Source organism: Actinokineospora spheciospongiae (assembly GCF_003182415.1).
GTDB classification, from domain to species: Bacteria; Actinomycetota; Actinomycetes; order Mycobacteriales; family Pseudonocardiaceae; genus Actinokineospora; species Actinokineospora spheciospongiae.
The window spans coordinates 672,301-689,322 of the sequence record NZ_QHCP01000005.1 but is presented as its reverse complement, the minus strand read 5'-3'; the positions used below and the strand labels follow the sequence as shown (position 1 = coordinate 689,322).

Here is a 17,022-nt window from a genome sequence, read left to right as displayed (position 1 = left end):
GCAGTCATCCTTCGCCGTGAGAGGTGGTCGCCCGCTGCAGGGCCCGACGCAGGCTCAGCGGGCGCATGTCCGTCCACACCTCGCCGATGTGGGCCAGGCATTCCGCTTCGGAACCGCTGACGCCGTCGCCGCGCCAGCCGGGGGGCAGGTCGCGGTCGGCGGGCCAGATCGAGTACTGCTCCTCGTCGTTGAGCACGACCACATAGGACTGGGTGTCGCCGTCCATGGGTTCCTCCGGTTCGGCGGGATACGGGTTTCAACCTGCTGCTGGTCGTGCCCCTGCGGCCTGCGCGTCGGGCGGTGCGGCCGTGGGCACGGGGATGACGGGTGCGGCGGGTGCCACGGGAGGGTCGTGGGGGCGAAGTGCGTCGGGAGCCCCACCGAGCCTTTTCGAGTGCGGCTCAGAAATGGCGGGCCACCTCGGCGCCGTCAGGGAAACCGACCGACCCGCACCCCCGGGACCGCGGCTGTCGGAGAACTGCCATCCCCCTTGATTTCCACTCCACCAGCATGGGCCGCATCGGTTCCCAGCAGTAGAGTACGGCAATTACTCTAGCGCTTCAGGGCATTTCACAATCCGATGTCGACCTTGAGTTCCCAGACAGCGTTTCCACCGCGCGGCGCACCCGCAGACGTGGGATTGTTGGTCCATTGGCGAGAGCCGAGAGCTGACGGTATTCCTTTTGACCGAATTGCGCGGTTCCAGTTGCCGCCGGTCGAGCCGATGCACGTGAAGGGCGTGATGGGATCACCCCACGTCGTCCGCCGTCAGGGGTGGAGAAGATCTGCCACCTGATCACCTCTTGACGCGGCACCCACCTCGCGACGCCCAGGACGGGAATAATCGAATTCCAACAAGCGTGTCCCGCGGCTCGTCAAAAGCCGGCAGAAACCTCCGGGTGGTCAGCAGCCAAGACACCGTTCGAAACCAGCTCGCACCGGAATCCGGCGATTGCGGGTTCGCCAGATTTTCACCGAACCCGCACCGGAAGAAAAAATTCGACACGAACAAGGGGTGATTCCACCCATGTGACATGGACTGAAGTGGAATCACCCCTTGTTCGTGCCGGGAGGTCAGACGGTCGGCGTCACCTCGGCCAACTTCTCCGGCTCGGCGACCGGGGCCGCCACACTGCGCCTGAAGTTCGTCGTGACCAGCACGAGCAGGATGATGCCCGCCACGGTGGCCCACATGGCCGAGCGCAGGCCGTCGGCGGTGGCGACGCGCAGCGCCTCACCGGTCAGCCCCGCGTTGCCCGCGTTGGCGACCGCCACCAGGACGGCGAGGCCGACCGCGGCACCGACCTGCTGACCGGTCGAGGCGATGCCCGAGGCGATGCCCTGGTTCTGCTCGTCGACACCGGTGGTCACCGCCGCGTACATCGCGGTGAACACGGCACCCTGACCGAGGCTGAGGATGAGCACCCCCGGCACCAGCGTCAGGTACGAGGCGTCCGGCGAGATGGACAGCGCGAAGGCCACGGTACCGACGGCCCCCATGAGGAGCGCGACGATCAGCGTGGTGCGCACCCCGAAGCGGGTGGCCAACCGCCCGCCGGACAGGTTGCCGATGAGCACCCCCACGCACGGCAGGAGGAAGGCTATGCCGCTCTGCATCGCGGAGTAGCCGTGCACGGTCTGGAAGTAGACGGTGAAGAAGTAGGGCAGCGCACCGAACGTCGCCATGAACACCAGGGTGACGACGGTGCCGGTGCTCAGGTTGCGGTTGCGGAACAGGCGCAGCGGCATCAGCGGGTCGCGGCCGCGGGCCTCGATGGTGAGGAACACGGCCAGCACGGCCACCGCGATGGCCGCGGTGATCAGGATCGTCGGCGACGTCCAGCCCGACACCGGGCCCTGGACGAGGGTGAACACCAGCAGCGTCAGGCCGATCGTCGCGGTCAGCGCACCGGGCAGGTCGAACCTGCGCCCGGAGGCGTCCCGCTCGGTGTCCTTCGGGATGATGGCGAAGGTGAGCAGCATGGCGCCACCGGCGAGCGGGACGTTGGCGAAGAAGATCGACGCCCAGCCGAACGCGCCCGTCAGCACGCCACCGAGCAGCGAACCGAGGACCATGCCGCTGCCACCGGCACCGCCCCAGATCGCCAGTGCGCGGTTGCGCTCGGGGCCCTCGGCGAAGGTCGTGGTGACCAGTGAAAGCGTTGCGGGAGCGAGGAAGGCGCCACCGATCCCCTGCACCGCGCGGGCGACGATCAGCGTGACCGGTTCGGTCGCGAGCGCCCCGGCGAGCGAGGAGACCGCGTACAGGAACAGGCCGAAGGCGAACATGCGGCGGCGTCCGAACAGGTCCGCCGCACGGCCGCCGAGCAGCAGGAAGCCGCCGAAGGCGACGGCGTAGGCGCTGACGACCCACTGGAGGGTCTGCGCGGAGAAGCCGACCCCGGCGCCGATCTCGGGCAGTGCCACGAAGACGATGCTGTAGTCGATGGCGTAGATGCACTGGGCGAAGGCCAGCAGTGCCAGGATCAAGCCTAGGCGTCGGCGGGATGGCGTCTCGGCGCCGGCGACTGCAGGAGGCATTTTCTGTGCCTGCCCTTTCTGGAGTGGGGTTTGTCGGGTGCCGATCGGCAACGCAGGGCGTGGGACAGCGGCGCGGCGTCGACTCTGGCGCTGCGCCTCGGGAAACACGCGGCAGCTCGTCCGGGATCACCCGGAACTGCTCGCTGGTGGGGAGTTCGGCTTCGGTCAGGGGAATTCGGCGGGCAGGTGCACCAACTCGTCGTGCGTCTTCTTCGCGGCGCGTGCCCCGCGGTGGTCACCGCGGGGCGCCGGGGAACCGCCCGGGGCGGGCTTGAGGTGGTCGCGGAACCACTCCACGACAGCGGCGTCGAGCCCGTCCCACTCGTCCCGGTCGTCGGGGAGGTGGCCTCGGGAGAGGCGGATGAACCGCACGGTCTTGCCCAGCCCGGTCAGCGTGTCGTGCAGTTGCTCGGTTCCGCTGATGACGACCGTGGTGTCGTTCTCCGCGTGCGCCAGCAGCAGCGGCGCCCGGATGTCCGCCGCGTGGGTCAGCGGGCTCACCGCCTTCAGCTCCGCCAGGTCCTCGGGGTCGTCGACGTCCCCGATCCACTCCACGACCCGCCTGCTCCACGTCGGCGGCAGGGCCCGGACGTCCATTTCGAGGTCGGCGGGCCCGCAGATCGCGACACCGGCCCGCCAGAGGTCCGGCAACCTGCTCAAGCAACTGAGCGCCGCGAACCCGCCGTAGGACACCCCGTGGACACCGAGCCGGTCGCCGTCCACCCAGTCCAGGCCCCGCAGGAACCCGGCGGCGGCGGCGAAGTCGGCCAGGTCACCGCGCCCCCAGTCGCGGTAGATCAGCCGCTGGTAGGCCAGCCCCCGTCCGGTCGACCCGCGCACGTTCGGCGCCAGCACGGCGATCCCGGCGCGCACCAGCCGCTGGATCAGCGGGTCGTGGACCGGCAGCGCGGCCCACTCGGGACCACCGTGGATCTGCAACACCGCGGGGACGGGGCCCGTCGCCGAACGCGGGCGGTACAGCAGCCCGGATATCTCCAGCCCGTCGGCTCCGGTGAACCAGACCGTCTCCGGAACGACCAGGTCGTCCGGCAGCCCGGCGCTGAAGTCGGTGAGCTGGCGCGACTCACCGGATTCCAGGCCCACCAGGGAGAACTCGGTCGCCCGGTCACTGGCACCCACCTGCACGAGCAGGCGGTCCCCGGCGAAGCGCGGCACGTAGCCGTCGTAGCCGAACGGCTGGGAGGCGAACCCGGGCAGTTCGACCGAGGTCTCCGGCGTGCACAGGACCGTGCGCTGGTCCCGCGGCAGGGCCCAGACGACCCGCGGACCCACGACCACGTTCTCCACGTCGGCGTCCGGCGTGGCGATCCACCGCAACGGCTCACCGGGAACGAGCAGGGCGACACCGAGGAAGTCCCGGCCCTCGGTGGTGCACAGGTAGATCCCGTCCTCGGTCCACCCGCCCGGCTGGTACTTCGCCAGGCCCTCGTGCGGGGTGAGGTGCCGGGTCCGACCGGTCTCGAGGTCGCAGGCGAACAGGTCGTGGTCGGTGTTCTGGTGGAACTTCAGGACGAGCAGGTGCCTGGAGTCCGGCGAGAAGCACATGGGCACGTACCGGTCGTCGCCCTCCAGGACCGTCCTGGACGCGCCGGTCGCCAGGTCCCGCACGTGGACGTCGAGGCAGGTGGCGTCCCGCGCACTGGTCGCGTAGGCGAGCAGCTTGCCGTCCGGGCTGTACGGCTGGCTCGCGCTGGAGTACGGCACGCCGACCTCGCGCCTGATGCCGGGTTCCACCGCGATCCACTCCACCTCGCCGGTGACCGGGTCGAGTTCGGCCAGCCGGTAGTCCTGGCCTCCGGTCACGTCCGCCACGACGAGCAGGCGCGTCTCGTCGGGCCGCCACGCCAGCCGGGTGACCGCGCCGTCGATCGGGAACATCCGCCGCTCCCCCGCCCAGGTCTGGAACCACGGCTGCGGTCGGCCGGACTCGTCGCCGACGTACGCGAAGCCCTCCTTCGCGGGCCAAGCCCCCCAGACGGTCATGAGTGCACCGCCAGCGCGAGCTGGATCGCCGCCGCGGCGACGATCCCGCGGTGGAACCAGTCGAGGTCGAGGTTCTCGTCGGGTGCGTGGTTGGCCTCGTCCACGTTGGCCAGCGGCACGCCGTAGCAGGGGCAGGAGAGCCCGTCGCTGAGCACGGCGATCGGCAGGCTCCCGCCGAGCGAGGGAACCAGCAGCGGCCGTTGCCCGAACGCGTCCTCGACCGCCCGCAGGATCGTTGCCGTGTACCGGGTTTCAGGTAGTGTGGTGGCCGGTGTCATCGCCGCGTCGGGCACGAACTCGATGTCGGGGGCGTGCTTCGCGACGTGCCGCCGGATGGCGTCGGCGACCTGGTCCGGTGTCTGGCCGCCGACCAACCGGGCCTCGCACCGGGCGATGGCGACGTCCGGGATCACCGCCCGGTGGTCACCGGAATCCGCGCAGCTCAACGAGTTCACGGTCAGCGTGGGCGTGGCAAGGCGTTCGTGGAACCCCAACCCGGCCGGTGGTTCCATGCCCACCGCCCCGATCGCCTCGAGCGTCCCGGCCACGTCCACCGGCAGGTCCGCCAGCGCGGCGCGCTGGCCACCGGTCAACGGCGCGACGTCGTCGGCGAACCCGAGCACGGTCACGGCCCCGTCCGCCGACCGCATGGTGGCCAGCAACTGCACCAGCGCCCACGCCGGGTTCGGCGCGACCCCGCCCCAGTTCCCCGAGTGCAGCGGCCGGTTCGAGCCGCGCGCGCGGAGTTCGAACATCAGGATTCCCCGCACGCCGAGCACCACGCACGCCCGGCCCGAGTCGTGCACCGGTCCGTCGCTCCAGATCACCAGGTCGGGCTGGCCGACCTGGCTCACGGCCGCGGCCAGGTTGGGGCTGCCGATCTCCTCCTCGCCGTCGAGCAGCACCGTGACGCGGCAGGGGAAGCCGCCGGTCAGGTCCCGCAGGGCACGCAGCCCCAGCAGTTGCGCGAGGTGCTGGCCCTTGTTGTCGCCCGTGCCGCGCCCGTACATCCGGCCGTTGCGGATCGACGGCACGAACGGCGGCGTCGTCCACAGTTCGAGCGGCCCGGCGGGCTGCACGTCGTAGTGGCCGTAGATCAGCACGTGCGGTCCCGGCCCGTCCGCGGTCCCCACCAGCGCGGGCCAGCCACCGGTCTCCACCTCGCGCGCCCGCAACCCCGACGCGCGCAGCAGCCGGAGACCGTGGGCCGCGGCCTCGGCCATGCCCTCACCGGTCCGGCTCACGCTCGGCCGGGAGATCCAGTCCGCCAGCTCACCGACCAGGTCCCGCCCACCCACCCAGTCCCGGAGCTGCTCGATCACAGGTCCCCCCCTCCGAGTGATTGCAAAAAATGACACCGATAGCAGTGAACCAAACCGGCGTCGGCTTGGCAAGGTAGAGTGCTGCCCGTGGAAGCGACGGTCGAAGAACTCAAGGCGCTCGGACACCCGGTCCGCTGGCGCATCCTGCGGCTCTGCCTGGACCGGGCGATGACCAACAAGGAGTTGTCGGTCGAACTCGACCTCGCCCCCGCGACCACCCTGCGGCACGTCCGCGCGCTGGTGAAGGCGAACTTCCTGGTGGCAGAACCGGTTTCCACCGGTGAGCACGGCGCGCTGCAACGGCCCTACCGCGGGACCGCGCGCACCTGGGGCATGACGATCCTGCCCGACGACACCGGCCTGGCCCAGCAGGTCGACCTGGCCGTGCTCGGCGCCCACCGCGCCGAGTTGATCGCCGCGGGCAAGGACTCCGGTCGCGGCGCCAAGCGGGGCACGCTGCGGTTGCGGCCCGAATCCGCGGAGTCGCTGCACCGCCGCATCCGGGAACTGATCGCCGAGTACACCGACGAACCCGACGGCGAGCCGCTGAGCTACCTGTGGTCACTCGCCGCCCGCCCCCAGCCCGACCCCACCCCCCGGGATAACGGCACCGCCCCCGATTGACCGATGGGTTCGCCCACTGGTTGACTTGCCGCACCCCCACCGAACGAAGGCCGATGCCGGTCGTACCGGCATCACACGTCCGCGCGCTCGACGCGTTCGAGGACGGCGTGGTGAACGGGTTCGGGTGTCCCCGCGAACATCGGATCTCGCCGGAGAGCCGTGGCATCGGCCGCTCGTCAGAAGTTGTCCGACCGATCACCCGCAGGGAAAGGGAACGGAATGAAGATCGTCATCGCAGGCGGCCACGGCAAGATCGCCCTCAGGTTGACCCGCCGCCTCGCCGCACGCGGCGACACCGTCGTCGGCATCGTGCGCAACCCGCGCCACGTCGACGACATCAGACGGGCGGGCGGCGACGCCGTCGTGCTCGACCTCGAGCACGCCACCGTCGAGGAGGTGGCCGCCACCCTCGCGGGCGCCGACGCCGCCGTGTTCTCGGCGGGCTCCGGCAACAGCGCCACCGCCGAACGCCGGGACAGGATGGACCGGGCCGCCGTCGTCCTGGTGATGGACGCGGCCGAAAAGGCCGGGGTGCGGCGCTTCCTGCACGTCAGCTCGATCAACGTGGGCTGCGCCGACGACCGGGGAATCGGCGAGGGGTACTCCGTCTACTTGCGAGCCAAGCGCGCCGCCGAACAGCACATCTTCACCCGCGACACCCTCGACTGGACGGTCCTGCGCCCCGGCGTGCTCACCGACGGCCGAGGCGACGGGACCGTCGAACTCACCACCGGGAAGGAGGTCGGTCCCAAGACCGCCAGGTTCGACCAGGTCGCCAGGGAGGACGTCGCCGCCGTGCTCGTGGCACTCCTCGACCGCCCCGACACCGCGCGCCGCATCTACGTGGTGGTCGGCGGCAAGACGCCGATCGAGCAGGCTGTGGACGCCTGACGACCACCCCGCGGCGCAGGCCGTCGTCGTGACGGGTCACGTCGGACTGCCCGGCTGTTGTCGGTTCCTCGGCGTGGTGCCTGGGCCCGGGAACACCGGCCCCGGTCATGTCCCCCGGCGAGCGGTCGCCTTGATCCGCGCGGTCAGCGGCATGAGCGGCTGTTCCGCTCATGCGCCGGTTCTACGGGCCACGTGGACGGGTGGGTTCACCTCTCCGCGGGCCCGATGGCGAGATCGGACAGCAGCAGAGCAAGCACGCGCTCCTCGTGCACCGGAGAACGTGACCGGTCGTAGGCGACCCGCAGTCCGGCAACGGCGGTCACGAGATCGTGCGGAGCTCCGTGCCGGCCGCTCATGCCGCACTCGGCCGCGCAGGTCCTCTGGTCGAAGCGCCACGACAACGCGCCTGGGGCGACGGAGAGCACTTGGTCGGCGATGGTGAAACCGGCCGGGTCGAAGTCCGCCCGCGCGTGGATCGCGCAGCCCGCGGCGGCGAGTCCGGAGAGGAGGTCGAGGGCCGCGCCGGAGGCGGTCCCGTCGGTGCACACCAGCGGCGGGCAGGTCGGGCCGAGCGCGTCGGCGGCGGCTTCGGCGACGGTGGGGTTCTCGCACACGAAGACGTCGGCCCGGGAAGCAGTCCAGGCGCCCACCAACGAACGCAGGGTCAACCAGACGGGCTCGCCCGGGGCGGCGGCGCACAGCTTGACGGCCGGGGCCTCGCCGGTCAGGGGGAGGTTCAGGGCCAGCACGCGGGAGGACACGCCATCGCACACCACCCCGGCACCCGCCCACGCCACGCGCCAGGCCCGCCCGGCTCGATGTGGCCGGGGGAGGTCGTGGACGACCGCCAGCAGCCGGGCCACACCGCGCCCCAGCGGCTTGTCCGGGTCGAGAGCATGGGCGTCGTGCAGGGCGTCCGCGGCGAGTTGGGCGAGTCTTGTCCCGACGGGCTTGCCGGACAGCTCCCACCGGGTGCCGAGCAGCAACGCGACCTCCCGGCGCTGCGGCGCGGTCAGCACGACGTTTGTGAGCGTTCCCGCCTCGGTGCGGTGAGCGCGCCTGGCCCGGGTGCGGACGGCATCGAGCACCACGGCGGGCCCCGGCAGAAGAGCCCAATCCCGGATGCCCGGTGGGATGGCGGTCGTCACTCGGAGTCCACCTCGGCGAACAGGCCGTCGGCCGCCGGCAGCGTCTCGTCCGCGTGCGCGTTGGAGATCGGCAGCGCGACCGCGGTCCACTCGCCGCCGCACCACAGGTACGGGACGGCGTCGACCCCGGGAAGTCCTCTGTGCCGGGCCAGGTCGTACACGGCCACCGCCGGGACGGTCGGGGACTTGCACCACTCGTCGTGGGCGGTCAGCATCACGTCGAGGTCGAAGGCGACCGTCAGTCCCATGAACGACGCCTTGATCTCCTCATCCACGCCGGTCATCGCCTCGTCCAACCAGACGCACCGCGGGGCCCGCCCACCGGCGGCGTTGTAGGCGACGACCGCGGCGGCGAACAGCGGCTGGGACAGCAGCACGACCTTCTCGCCCCCGGACTTGGCACCGTGCTTGGCGGCGTCGAACGACACCCAGCGGCTGGTCGAGCCCGGCCGGTACCGCAGGGAGATCTTGAGCCAGCCGCGGTAGTCGAGGGCGGTGGTCAGGTGCTCCCGCCAGTCGGCGGAGCCGCCCACCGCCGCGTCCGCCCTGGCCGCATCGATCTTGCGGGCCAGGAAGGAGCGCACCGTCTCCTGGCGTGCGGGTGAGAGCAACCGGTAGCCCTGGGTCAGCGCGTCGACCACGGCACCCGCGTCGGGGTCGGTGGGATCGGGCTCCCACGTCAGCCGCACGGCGTTGCCGTGCCGGGTCGGGTGGGAGGCCAGTTGGTCGTTGATGTCGGTGAAGGTCCGGGCGGTGTAGTCCAACCGGTCTTTGAGGTGCTCGATGAACGCCGAGCCGAGCAGGGTGGTCAGCACCCGTTGCTGCTCGGAATCGAACGCGTTCTCCTGCGCACGGACTTGGTCGGCGAGCAGGTCCGCGGCGGCCGGGGGCGCCTGCCAGCCTGCGGTGTTGTCGGCGAGGACGACCACGCGCTGGATCGCGCCGTCGTGTTCCGGCTCCTGCACGCCTGCGTCGCGGTCGGGCAACAGCCCTTGCCGCAGCGCTTCGAGCTTGCGGTAGCAGCTCCGCCAAGCCCGGTCCTCGTCGCCGGGGTCGGGCAGTTCCCGACGCGCGGCCCGGGTCGACTCGCGCGCGGACTCCACGTTGCGGCACCCCGGCTCCCGCAGCCCGGGGGCTGCGCGAGTCCCGCGTCGTACACCTCCCACCACACCTCGAGCGCGGCGTCCCGCTTGCCTTCCGCACTCCGGCGGCGGTCCTCGTGCCGCGTGAGGGTTTCCTCGGCGCGGCTGACCGCGACCTGCGCGTCGGTGACCCCCTCCGTCAGGCGTTCGATCTCGTTGTCCACGTGCTCCACCAGAAGGTCGAGTTCGGCGCGACGGTCCAACTGCGCGCGGACATCGGTGGTGAGTGCCTCTTCTGCGGTGCGCAGCCTGATCCGCGCCTGCCGTTCACTCCCGCGAAGTCCGTTCAGCTCGCCTTCGATGCCCGCGAGCCTGCCTCGGGCGGACACGAGGTCGGCACGCGCCCGTGTCAGAGCCGCGGCGTGCAGACTGAGCACTTCCGCGCACCGTGCCAGGTCGTCAACGGCCTCGCGGTAGTTCCGCAGAGCCGTGTCGTGGGCAGACAGGCCCGCAGCCGAACGATCTCCCGCTGCCTGGCGGCCTCGCGAGCTGTGGCGCCGAGGAAGGACGCCGGTCGGGCGACCTCGGCACGACCCGACAGGGCAGCGCACTGCCAGGTGCCATCCGCTGCCAGCCAGGTTCCGCCCGAGGCAGCGCCGGGGCGGGCGTCGTGCCACCCGATCGAGGTGATCACCGCGTGGATGGCGGTCTCGGTGACCCCACCCACAGCGGTGGGTTCCAGCACCGCGGTCAGGTTCGCGTCGACGCGGGCTCCCCCGGTGCGCACGACTGTGTCCGCTTGCTCGCCACCCGAGGCGGTGGTCAACTCGCCGTCGATGCTGAGCCAGGCGTCGAGCACTCCAGCGGCGGCCAGCGTCGCCTCCAGCAGGTCCACCTCATCGGCGGACAACCCGTCGACGGGCCGCACGCAGCGCCAGAACGGCGCACCTCGCGCACTTTCCGGCTCCGGCCGGTCGCGGCGGCGCCACGACTCAGGTGGGTCCGGTGGGCGCTCCGCGTGGTCGAGCACACCCGCCAGCTCGACCGTCGCCCGCTCGTGCCGGGTCACCAGCGTGGCGCGCCTCTGGACCAGGCCGGCACGCCGGGTCCCCAGCACGTCGCGGACTCCCTGGACATGCCTGGCGACCGCCGCGGCGGGCGAGGTGCCGCGCTGTCTCGCCGGGGAACCCGATGGGTCCGCCGCGGTCAGCTCCGCCACCAGATCGCACCAGTCCTCGACGGTCCGCTCGTCGGCCTTGGCCACCAGGAGGCCCGCGTTCCACTCCCGGAGCTGCCTGCGCAGAGCGTCCACCGCGTGTTCGACGCCTTCGCGCGCCAGCTCCCGCTGTTCCACGACCTCGCCCAGGTCCGCCTCCCGGTCGGTGAGCTGATCGGCCGACCGCACGGCGCTCGACTCGGCGCGGTCGAGCACTCCGCGCAGCTCCGTCAACCGGGTGAAGCGCTCCCGCCGGACCGAGAGGTCGGCGCGCAGCGCGGGTACGTCACGAGCGGGCAGGTGCCGATCAGCCGACCGGTGCAGTCCGGCGGGGCGCCCGGCTGATCGGACGCGCTCGACTGCCCGGACCGCCGCTGATTCGGCTTCGTCAGTGGCGGTGGCGGCCCCATCTTCGGCCTCGGCGGCAGCGGCCACCTCCGTGACCGACCCCTCGCGGCGTTCTTCGACCCGCCGGAGTTGCCCGGCCAGCGCCTGCAGTTGCTCACGCAGCCCCTCGACGCGGCTGGTCGCGCTCACAGCGTCCTGGAAAGCCCGGCTGTCCAGCAGCTCGCGCAGTTCCGTACCGAGATCACCGCGCCGCGTTCGCGCCAGGCCGACGCGGTCGCCCAGTTCCTCGGCTTCGCCGCGGGCGGTGGTCAATGCGGTCTCCGCGGCCCTGCGGTCCTTGGTGGTGCGATCCAGCTCGGTGGTGGCCGCTGCCAGCGCGTCGGCGCGGTGGCGCACGACGGTGCGCGCCCAAGGGGTCCACCCGGTGCGGACGAACTCCGCCAGCAGCACGGCCGCGCCGCGCGTCTGCTCCACGGCGGTGCGCAGCTTCTCCAGGTTGTCCCACCCTTCGGCGAGCTGGGTGATCTCCGCGCTCGCGAGCGGCGGCAGGGCCGCGCGCAGGGTCTCGGCCAGGCTGGCGGGGTTGAGCCGCTCCCCAGCTTGGGCTTGCGTAGCTGCTTGAGCAGCTCGGTGAGGTTGTCGTAGGCGTCGGAGCCCAGCCCGAACAGCTCGGCGGCCACCCTGGAGCGGTAGCGCGCGGCGCCGTCGGGCACCGTGACACCGGGGACCTTCTTGAGCTCTTTCTGGTCCAGCGGCCGGTCCGCAATGGACAGGGTGAAATCGCGCCCCGGTCGTAGGTGGGTGATCAGGTGCCAGGTGGTCACCGCGGACGTGCCGCTGCCGCGACGGGCGCTGACGCCGAGACCGCAGACGAAGAACCGGGCCGTGCCGTCGTCGTCGAGCCTGCCGAACTCGGCCCAGGCGTAGCCCAGACCCGTGTCCGATGGCGGGCGCGGGTCGTCGTCCTCGCCCGTGGGCAGCAGGTTGAAGCGCATCGTGCGGTGCTGGGAGCCGAACGGGTCGAGCACGGACGCGCCGATCTCCCCGCGCAGCAGCACCAGGGTCGTCAGCTCGAGCACCTTGGTCTTGCCCGCCCCGTTGCTGCCGCGCAGCACCAGGCGGCCGCCCGCGAACCAGAACTCCGCCCGGTCGTACTCCCACAGGTTGGTGATGCCGACGCGCATCGGCTGCCAGCGGCGCAGACTCGGCTCCGGGAGGCCACCGGTCATCGCCGCCGCCAGCCAGCGCTCGCGGTCAGGTTCCGATCGGGTCACCCTTCTCCCCCTCGTCCAGCCTCGCGTTGACAGCCACCACCCGCGGGTCACGGTAGCGCGCCGCCGCGGCGGTCAACCGCCATTCGCCCGGTTTCCCGTTCGGGCGCAACAGGTCCAGCGCGCCCAGCAGATCGCGCGCCTCGGACTCCACGGCGTCGCCCACCCGCAGGTCATCGGTCATGGCCCTGGTGTGCCGCTCTCGAACCTCGTCCGCCGCCGAACCGAGGTCGTCGGCGGTGACGACCGCACCAGCGCCGTGCGTGCGCACCAGGTGGTCGAGCACCATCAACGCCGCGAAGTCGGCAGCGCGCAGCCTCGGGAACGGCAGGTCCGTGTCCGCCTCGTCGGCGGCGATGAGTGCCATTCCCTCCAGGCGTTGCTCGACCTGCCACCCGGTCATCTCCACGCACCAGGTGAGCACGCGGTGGCGCTGGCCGGTCAGGTACAGCCGCCCGGCGGCGGTGAGGTCCTCGGACAGGACCACGGGCAGCTCGAACAGCTTGCGCATCAGGCCGATCCGCGCCGCCGCCTCGTGCGGCGATCCGGCGTCGTGCCCCCCCGGCGAGGGCAGCGCGCAACGAGGCGGGGTCCACCAGGCGCAGCAGCAGTTCGCGGCGCACCTCGTAGGCACCGCCGACGGCATCGCGGCGGCTCACCCATCCCTCCCGCTGTTCCTCGTCGTCACGGCCGGTCGGCCGCAGCGCCCCGATGGACACGAGCAGGTGCACGGCCTTGACGAACAGCCTGCGCTGGGGCAGCCGATCGGGATCGTAGGGCGCGAGCTCCACGTCTTCGCGCGTGGAGAGCACCCGCACCCGGTCGGAGAGGTCCTGGGTGGTGGTGATGTCCTCGGCGTCCTCGGCCACCGCCGCGGCGATGAGGGCCAGCACGAGCACCCGGCGCGTCGGCGGTCGGAACCGTCGCGGCGCGACAACGGCGCCGTTGACGGGCAACCGGAACAACCGGGCCGCGGCGTCGGTCACCACCAGCCGGTAGCCGAGCCGCTGGTCGAACCACTCGCCCAGCCGCGCCCGGTGGGTCCGCACCAGCGGCCACACGTCGGGATGGGTGTGGCGGTCCAGCACCGGGGAGCGGAGCAGGGCGGTGAACGCCCGTTGCCGCTCAGCGGCCTCGCGGTTCACGCGGGGTCCATGCTGAAGTGCCAGTTCACGGTCGCCATGCTGCCGCTGCCCGCGCGCAGGCTGGTGGTGTCGTCGGCCCGCGGTGGCCGACGCAACGTGATGCGCCACCGACCGTCCCCGGTCACCGCGCTCTCCGACCGCGTTCGGCGCACCACACCGACGAACTCCAGCAGCAGGTCGAGTTCCGCGTCGGTGATCTCACCCCAGTCGGCCAGGTGCGTTCCGGAGCGCAGGCGCAACGCCGCCTCGGCCCCGCCGCGAGCGGCTTGGGCGGTGGGCCTGGCCCGTCGGGCGGCGTCCTTGCCCGTCGAGTAGTCCGGGATCTTGGTCCGCCTGCCGACCGCGGCGCGCGCGCCCTGTTCGCGGAAGCGGGCGGTCACCGGCGCGGGCGGCGCGCTGGTCCAGCTCAGGTCGCCGTCGTCGGCGGAGTCCGAGACCAGCAGCAGGTGGCGAGCGGAGAACGCGCCGACCGCGGTGTCCCAGATCCGCCACGCGGCCTCGCCATCGGGAGCGCGCTCGACCGCGACGGCCAAGGCCAGGAGCTCCGCGCGGCGGGTGACCGCACCGCCGGTGTCGATCAGCAGGTTCATGTTGCGCGCCCACGGGGCGACCAGGTCGCGCAACTGCCGCCGCAGCTTGCGCGCTTGGCAGTCGGGGCCGACGAACCAGAACGCGAGGGCCTGCCAGGTGTGCCCCCATCGACGCGCCTGCGCGGCCACGACCTCGTCGTCGGTGTCGGTGTCCACCGCGGCGCGGACGCAGGCCCGCCACACGCTCGGGGTCAGCAGCGGGTCGAGCTCGAGCACCAGCTCCGCGATCCGCGGTGTGTGGATGTCGACCTGCTCACCCCACATGCCGGTGTAGGAGCGCAGCGTCTGCCACAGCAGGTCCTGCTTGGCCGGGTCCGGCCCGCCCGACAGGGCGTGCGCCAGGGTGCGCTGCCACCCCCGAACCGTTGTGGCCATTGCCTGGTGCATGGCCCCGACCTGCTGGAACTCCGTCGCGGCGGTGGTGTGGACGGCTTGGCGGAGCGACTCGGCGAACGCGACCAGCCGTTCGTGGATGGCCCGCGGGGCCAAGGTCAGGTCGCCCGCGGCATCTTCGGCGTCGTCCACCAACGCCCAGAAGACGTGCAGACCGGCGGCTCTCGGGGTGAGCTGGTACCTGTCGCGTCGGCGCAGGACAGCCCGGTCAGGCTCGTGTCCTGTTCGGCCAGCAGGACGTCGACGATCACCCGGTACTGGGCCGCGAATCGTGAGGTCAGGTAGGCCGGGACGAGCTCCTGACCGGCTGCAGGGCGGACCACGGGTCAGCGGGTGCCTCCGCCTCCGGCATCTCGTCGTGATCGGTCACTGACTCAGGGTACGGAGGTACGGGCACGAGCCTGTGCCATCGCCTTCATTGATCTGCCTGTTGACACAAAACCCGATGTCCTCAACGATGTACACAGTCAACACTAACCATTGACCGGGTTGTAACCGTTGCCTTGGAGGTGTCATGTCCGCAGGTGCTCTGGTGACGGCGGCGGAGATCGCGCGCCTGGCGAACGTGGGCCGGGCGGCTGTCGGCAACTGGCGCAAGCGGCACCCGGATTTCCCGGAGCCCGTGCTCAACGCGGGCGGCTCCCCCGTGTTCCCCCTGACCGAGGTGCGGCGGTGGCTGCGCGAACAGGGGAAGCTGACCGACGACACGACCACGGACGCCCTGTGGGTCGCGCTGGACGCGGGCCACGGCAGACCTGGCACGCTGGAACTGGTCGCCGACGTGGCGACCCACCTGCGCGTCCCCGGCTCGGTCGACCTGCCCGCCGATGTCCGAGCCCTGCTCGGCGAGGACGCCGGGCAGCGGGCGGACGAGGTCATCGAGTCCCTCGTCGAACGGGTCTTCCAGCGCCAACAGCGCCAGCACCTGGCCACCCCGGCCGGTCTGGCCCGACTGATGGTGCGGCTCGCCGCCCCGGTCGCGGGCACGGTACTCGACCCGGCGTGCGGACCGGGGAACATCCTGCGGGCGGCGGGGCACGCCGGTGCCGATCACCTGGCCGGGCAGGAGATCGACCCCGTGATGGCACGGCTGGCACGGGCCCGACTGGCACCCCACGGCACCCCGGACATCGCGGTGGGCGACGCTCTGCGCGCTGACGCCTTCACGGGCCCACCCGCCGACGCCGTCGTCTGCGACCCGCCCTTCGGCTACCGGGACTGGGGGCAGGACGAGCTGAGGACGGACCCCCGGTGGGAGTACGGCTCCCCGGCGAAGGGCGAACCCGAGCTGGCATGGGTGCAGCACTGCCTCGCCCACGCCAAGCCGGGGGGCGCCGTGGTGCTGGCACTGCCCGCCGGAGTCGCTTCCCGCCGATCGGGCCGGGCGATCCGGCAGGCCCTGCTGCGCCGGGGCGCGGTGCGCGCGGTGATCGCGCTGCCCGCCGGGGTGCTGATGTCCACCGGCGTCCCGATCCACCTGTGGGTGCTGCGCAAACCGGGTGCCGGTGGCGCCGGGCCGGTGCTCCTGGTGAACACGGGGCACCACCAGCCCGCGCGACGTGGCCAGGTGGACTGGACCGCACTGGACGAGGAGGTGCTCGGCACCTGGCACGAGTTCGGGGCGACCGGGGCGGTCGACACCGTCGCGGGCAGGCGGCGGACCCTCGAACCGATCGACCTGCTCGACGAGGACGTCGACCTCACCCCCGCCCGGCACCTGCCGCCGCCGCGACCCGCTCTCGACCCGGAGGCGCTCGAACGCACCAGGCTCCGCCTGTCGCGCCTGCTCGGCGAGCTGGACGACCTCCTGCCGGAGTTCACCACCCCCCCTCCCGGTGCGCGGGTGAGCACGACGATCGACGACCTCGCGCGCGCAGGCGCGCTCACGTTGCGCAGACAGGTCGGGCCGTTGCCCACCAGCGAGACGGGCCCGGGCCCGCTGGTGTTGACAGGGCGTGACGTGTCGACCGGGAGTGTCCCCGACACGCACTTCGTCGGCACCGAGGACGACGACCCGATCCACCTGCGGCCTGGCGACCTGGTGGTGCCGCTGCTGGCCGCAGGCGACGGGCGCCCGGTGACCAAGGTGATGGACGGTGGCGATGTGGTCCTCGGCCCCAACCTGCAACTCATCCGGGTGAACCCGGACCAGGTGGACGTCCACTTCCTGGCAGGTCAGATCCGCGCGAGCAGCGGCCAGGCAGCGAGCAGCACGACCGCGTCGGGCGTGCACCGGGTCGATGTGCGCCGCGTCGAGGTCCCGGTGCTGGACCTGGGCCGTCAACGGCGCCTGGGTGTCGCGTTCGAGCGGCTCGAAGCGCTGGATTCGACGCTGGGCCGCGCCGCAGCACTGGGGGTGGGCCTGGTGTCCCAACTGACCGAGGGACTCGCCTGCGGGACCGTGGCGCCACCCGAGTAGAAACGTCTTTTGCTACCCCCACGACATT

At 72.0% G+C, this 17,022-nt stretch carries 13 protein-coding genes and 1 pseudogene; 3 read left to right on the top strand and 11 right to left on the bottom strand.

Annotation, left to right across the window (positions count from 1 at the left end; genetic code table 11):
- Nucleotides 1-4: 4 nt before the first annotated feature.
- From DFQ13_RS17290 to DFQ13_RS17275, 4 genes are all read right to left on the bottom strand, one after another.
- The gene (locus DFQ13_RS17290) at nt 5-226 is read right to left on the bottom strand and encodes an MbtH family protein (RefSeq protein WP_035278326.1); all 222 of its coding nucleotides are present in this window, start codon (nt 224-226) and stop codon (nt 5-7) included.
- A gap of 848 nt (nt 227-1,074) precedes the next feature.
- Entirely contained in the window at nt 1,075-2,490 is a 1,416-nt protein-coding gene (locus tag DFQ13_RS17285; protein WP_233427411.1) for an MFS transporter, read from the bottom strand.
- 216 nt (nt 2,491-2,706) lie between these two features.
- Nucleotides 2,707-4,545, bottom strand: a complete 1,839-nt coding sequence (locus DFQ13_RS17280; RefSeq protein WP_110080501.1) for a S9 family peptidase — start codon at nt 4,543-4,545, stop codon at nt 2,707-2,709.
- Nucleotides 4,542-5,867: a M20/M25/M40 family metallo-hydrolase gene (locus DFQ13_RS17275; protein ID WP_110080500.1), complete on the bottom strand. Its 1,326-nt coding sequence runs from the start codon at nt 5,865-5,867 to the stop codon at nt 4,542-4,544. The genes DFQ13_RS17280 and DFQ13_RS17275 overlap by 4 nt, the downstream gene beginning before the upstream one ends.
- A gap of 87 nt (nt 5,868-5,954) precedes the next feature.
- Here DFQ13_RS17275 and DFQ13_RS17270 point away from each other — a divergent pair, with 87 nt between their 5' ends.
- The gene (locus DFQ13_RS17270) at nt 5,955-6,491 is read left to right on the top strand and encodes an ArsR/SmtB family transcription factor (RefSeq protein WP_233438449.1); all 537 of its coding nucleotides are present in this window, start codon (nt 5,955-5,957) and stop codon (nt 6,489-6,491) included.
- Between the two features lie 219 nt (nt 6,492-6,710).
- Complete coding sequence (locus DFQ13_RS17265; protein ID WP_110080498.1) at nt 6,711-7,382, top strand: NAD(P)H-binding protein; 672 nt, start codon at nt 6,711-6,713, stop codon at nt 7,380-7,382.
- A 206-nt stretch (nt 7,383-7,588) separates the two neighbouring features.
- Here DFQ13_RS17265 and DFQ13_RS17260 read toward each other — a convergent pair whose 3' ends face one another.
- The 7 genes and pseudogenes from DFQ13_RS17260 to DFQ13_RS35070 form a co-directional block, all read right to left on the bottom strand.
- Complete coding sequence (locus DFQ13_RS17260; protein ID WP_219994481.1) at nt 7,589-8,530, bottom strand: DUF2399 domain-containing protein; 942 nt, start codon at nt 8,528-8,530, stop codon at nt 7,589-7,591.
- Nucleotides 8,527-9,633 carry an SbcC/MukB-like Walker B domain-containing protein gene (locus tag DFQ13_RS33160; RefSeq protein ID WP_181400014.1) on the bottom strand — a complete coding sequence of 369 codons (1,107 nt, stop codon included), beginning with the start codon at nt 9,631-9,633 and terminating at the stop codon, nt 8,527-8,529. The genes DFQ13_RS17260 and DFQ13_RS33160 overlap by 4 nt, the downstream gene beginning before the upstream one ends.
- A 388-nt stretch (nt 9,634-10,021) precedes the next feature.
- Complete coding sequence (locus DFQ13_RS33155) at nt 10,022-11,650, bottom strand: hypothetical protein (protein WP_146241259.1); 1,629 nt, start codon at nt 11,648-11,650, stop codon at nt 10,022-10,024.
- A gap of 780 nt (nt 11,651-12,430) precedes the next feature.
- A complete protein-coding gene (locus DFQ13_RS35630; RefSeq protein ID WP_267897661.1) occupies nt 12,431-13,093 on the bottom strand; it encodes a DUF2398 family protein in 663 nt (220 codons plus the stop codon).
- A pseudogene (locus tag DFQ13_RS35980) lies at nt 13,050-13,592 on the bottom strand (DUF2398 family protein); the annotation flags it as partial. The pseudogene DFQ13_RS35980 and the gene DFQ13_RS35630, both read right to left, overlap by 44 nt.
- Nucleotides 13,589-14,710 carry a DUF2397 domain-containing protein gene (locus tag DFQ13_RS17240; RefSeq protein WP_233438448.1) on the bottom strand — a complete coding sequence of 374 codons (1,122 nt, stop codon included), beginning with the start codon at nt 14,708-14,710 and terminating at the stop codon, nt 13,589-13,591. The pseudogene DFQ13_RS35980 and the gene DFQ13_RS17240, both read right to left, overlap by 4 nt.
- Nucleotides 14,674-14,898 (bottom strand): DUF2397 domain-containing protein, encoded by a 225-nt coding sequence (locus DFQ13_RS35070; RefSeq protein WP_233427408.1) that lies wholly within the window; start codon nt 14,896-14,898, stop codon nt 14,674-14,676. The genes DFQ13_RS17240 and DFQ13_RS35070 overlap by 37 nt, the downstream gene beginning before the upstream one ends.
- A gap of 191 nt (nt 14,899-15,089) precedes the next feature.
- Here DFQ13_RS35070 and DFQ13_RS17235 point away from each other — a divergent pair, with 191 nt between their 5' ends.
- Nucleotides 15,090-16,994, top strand: coding sequence for an N-6 DNA methylase (locus DFQ13_RS17235; protein WP_110080496.1), 1,905 nt, complete (start codon nt 15,090-15,092; stop codon nt 16,992-16,994).
- The last annotated feature ends 28 nt before the right edge of the window (nt 16,995-17,022 follow it).

Excerpts from the sequence above, each read along its gene's own strand:
- DFQ13_RS17265 (WP_110080498.1), top strand. The coding sequence starts at position 6,711 with ATGAAGATCGTCATCGCAGGCGGCCACGGCAAGATCGCCCTCAGGTTG.
- DFQ13_RS35630 (WP_267897661.1), bottom strand. The coding sequence starts at position 13,093 with ATGCCGTCGGCGGTGCCTACGAGGTGCGCCGCGAACTGCTGCTGCGCC.
- DFQ13_RS17235 (WP_110080496.1), top strand. The coding sequence starts at position 15,090 with ATGTCCGCAGGTGCTCTGGTGACGGCGGCGGAGATCGCGCGCCTGGCG.
- DFQ13_RS17280 (WP_110080501.1), bottom strand. The coding sequence starts at position 4,545 with ATGACCGTCTGGGGGGCTTGGCCCGCGAAGGAGGGCTTCGCGTACGTC.
- DFQ13_RS17290 (WP_035278326.1), bottom strand. The coding sequence starts at position 226 with ATGGACGGCGACACCCAGTCCTATGTGGTCGTGCTCAACGACGAGGAG.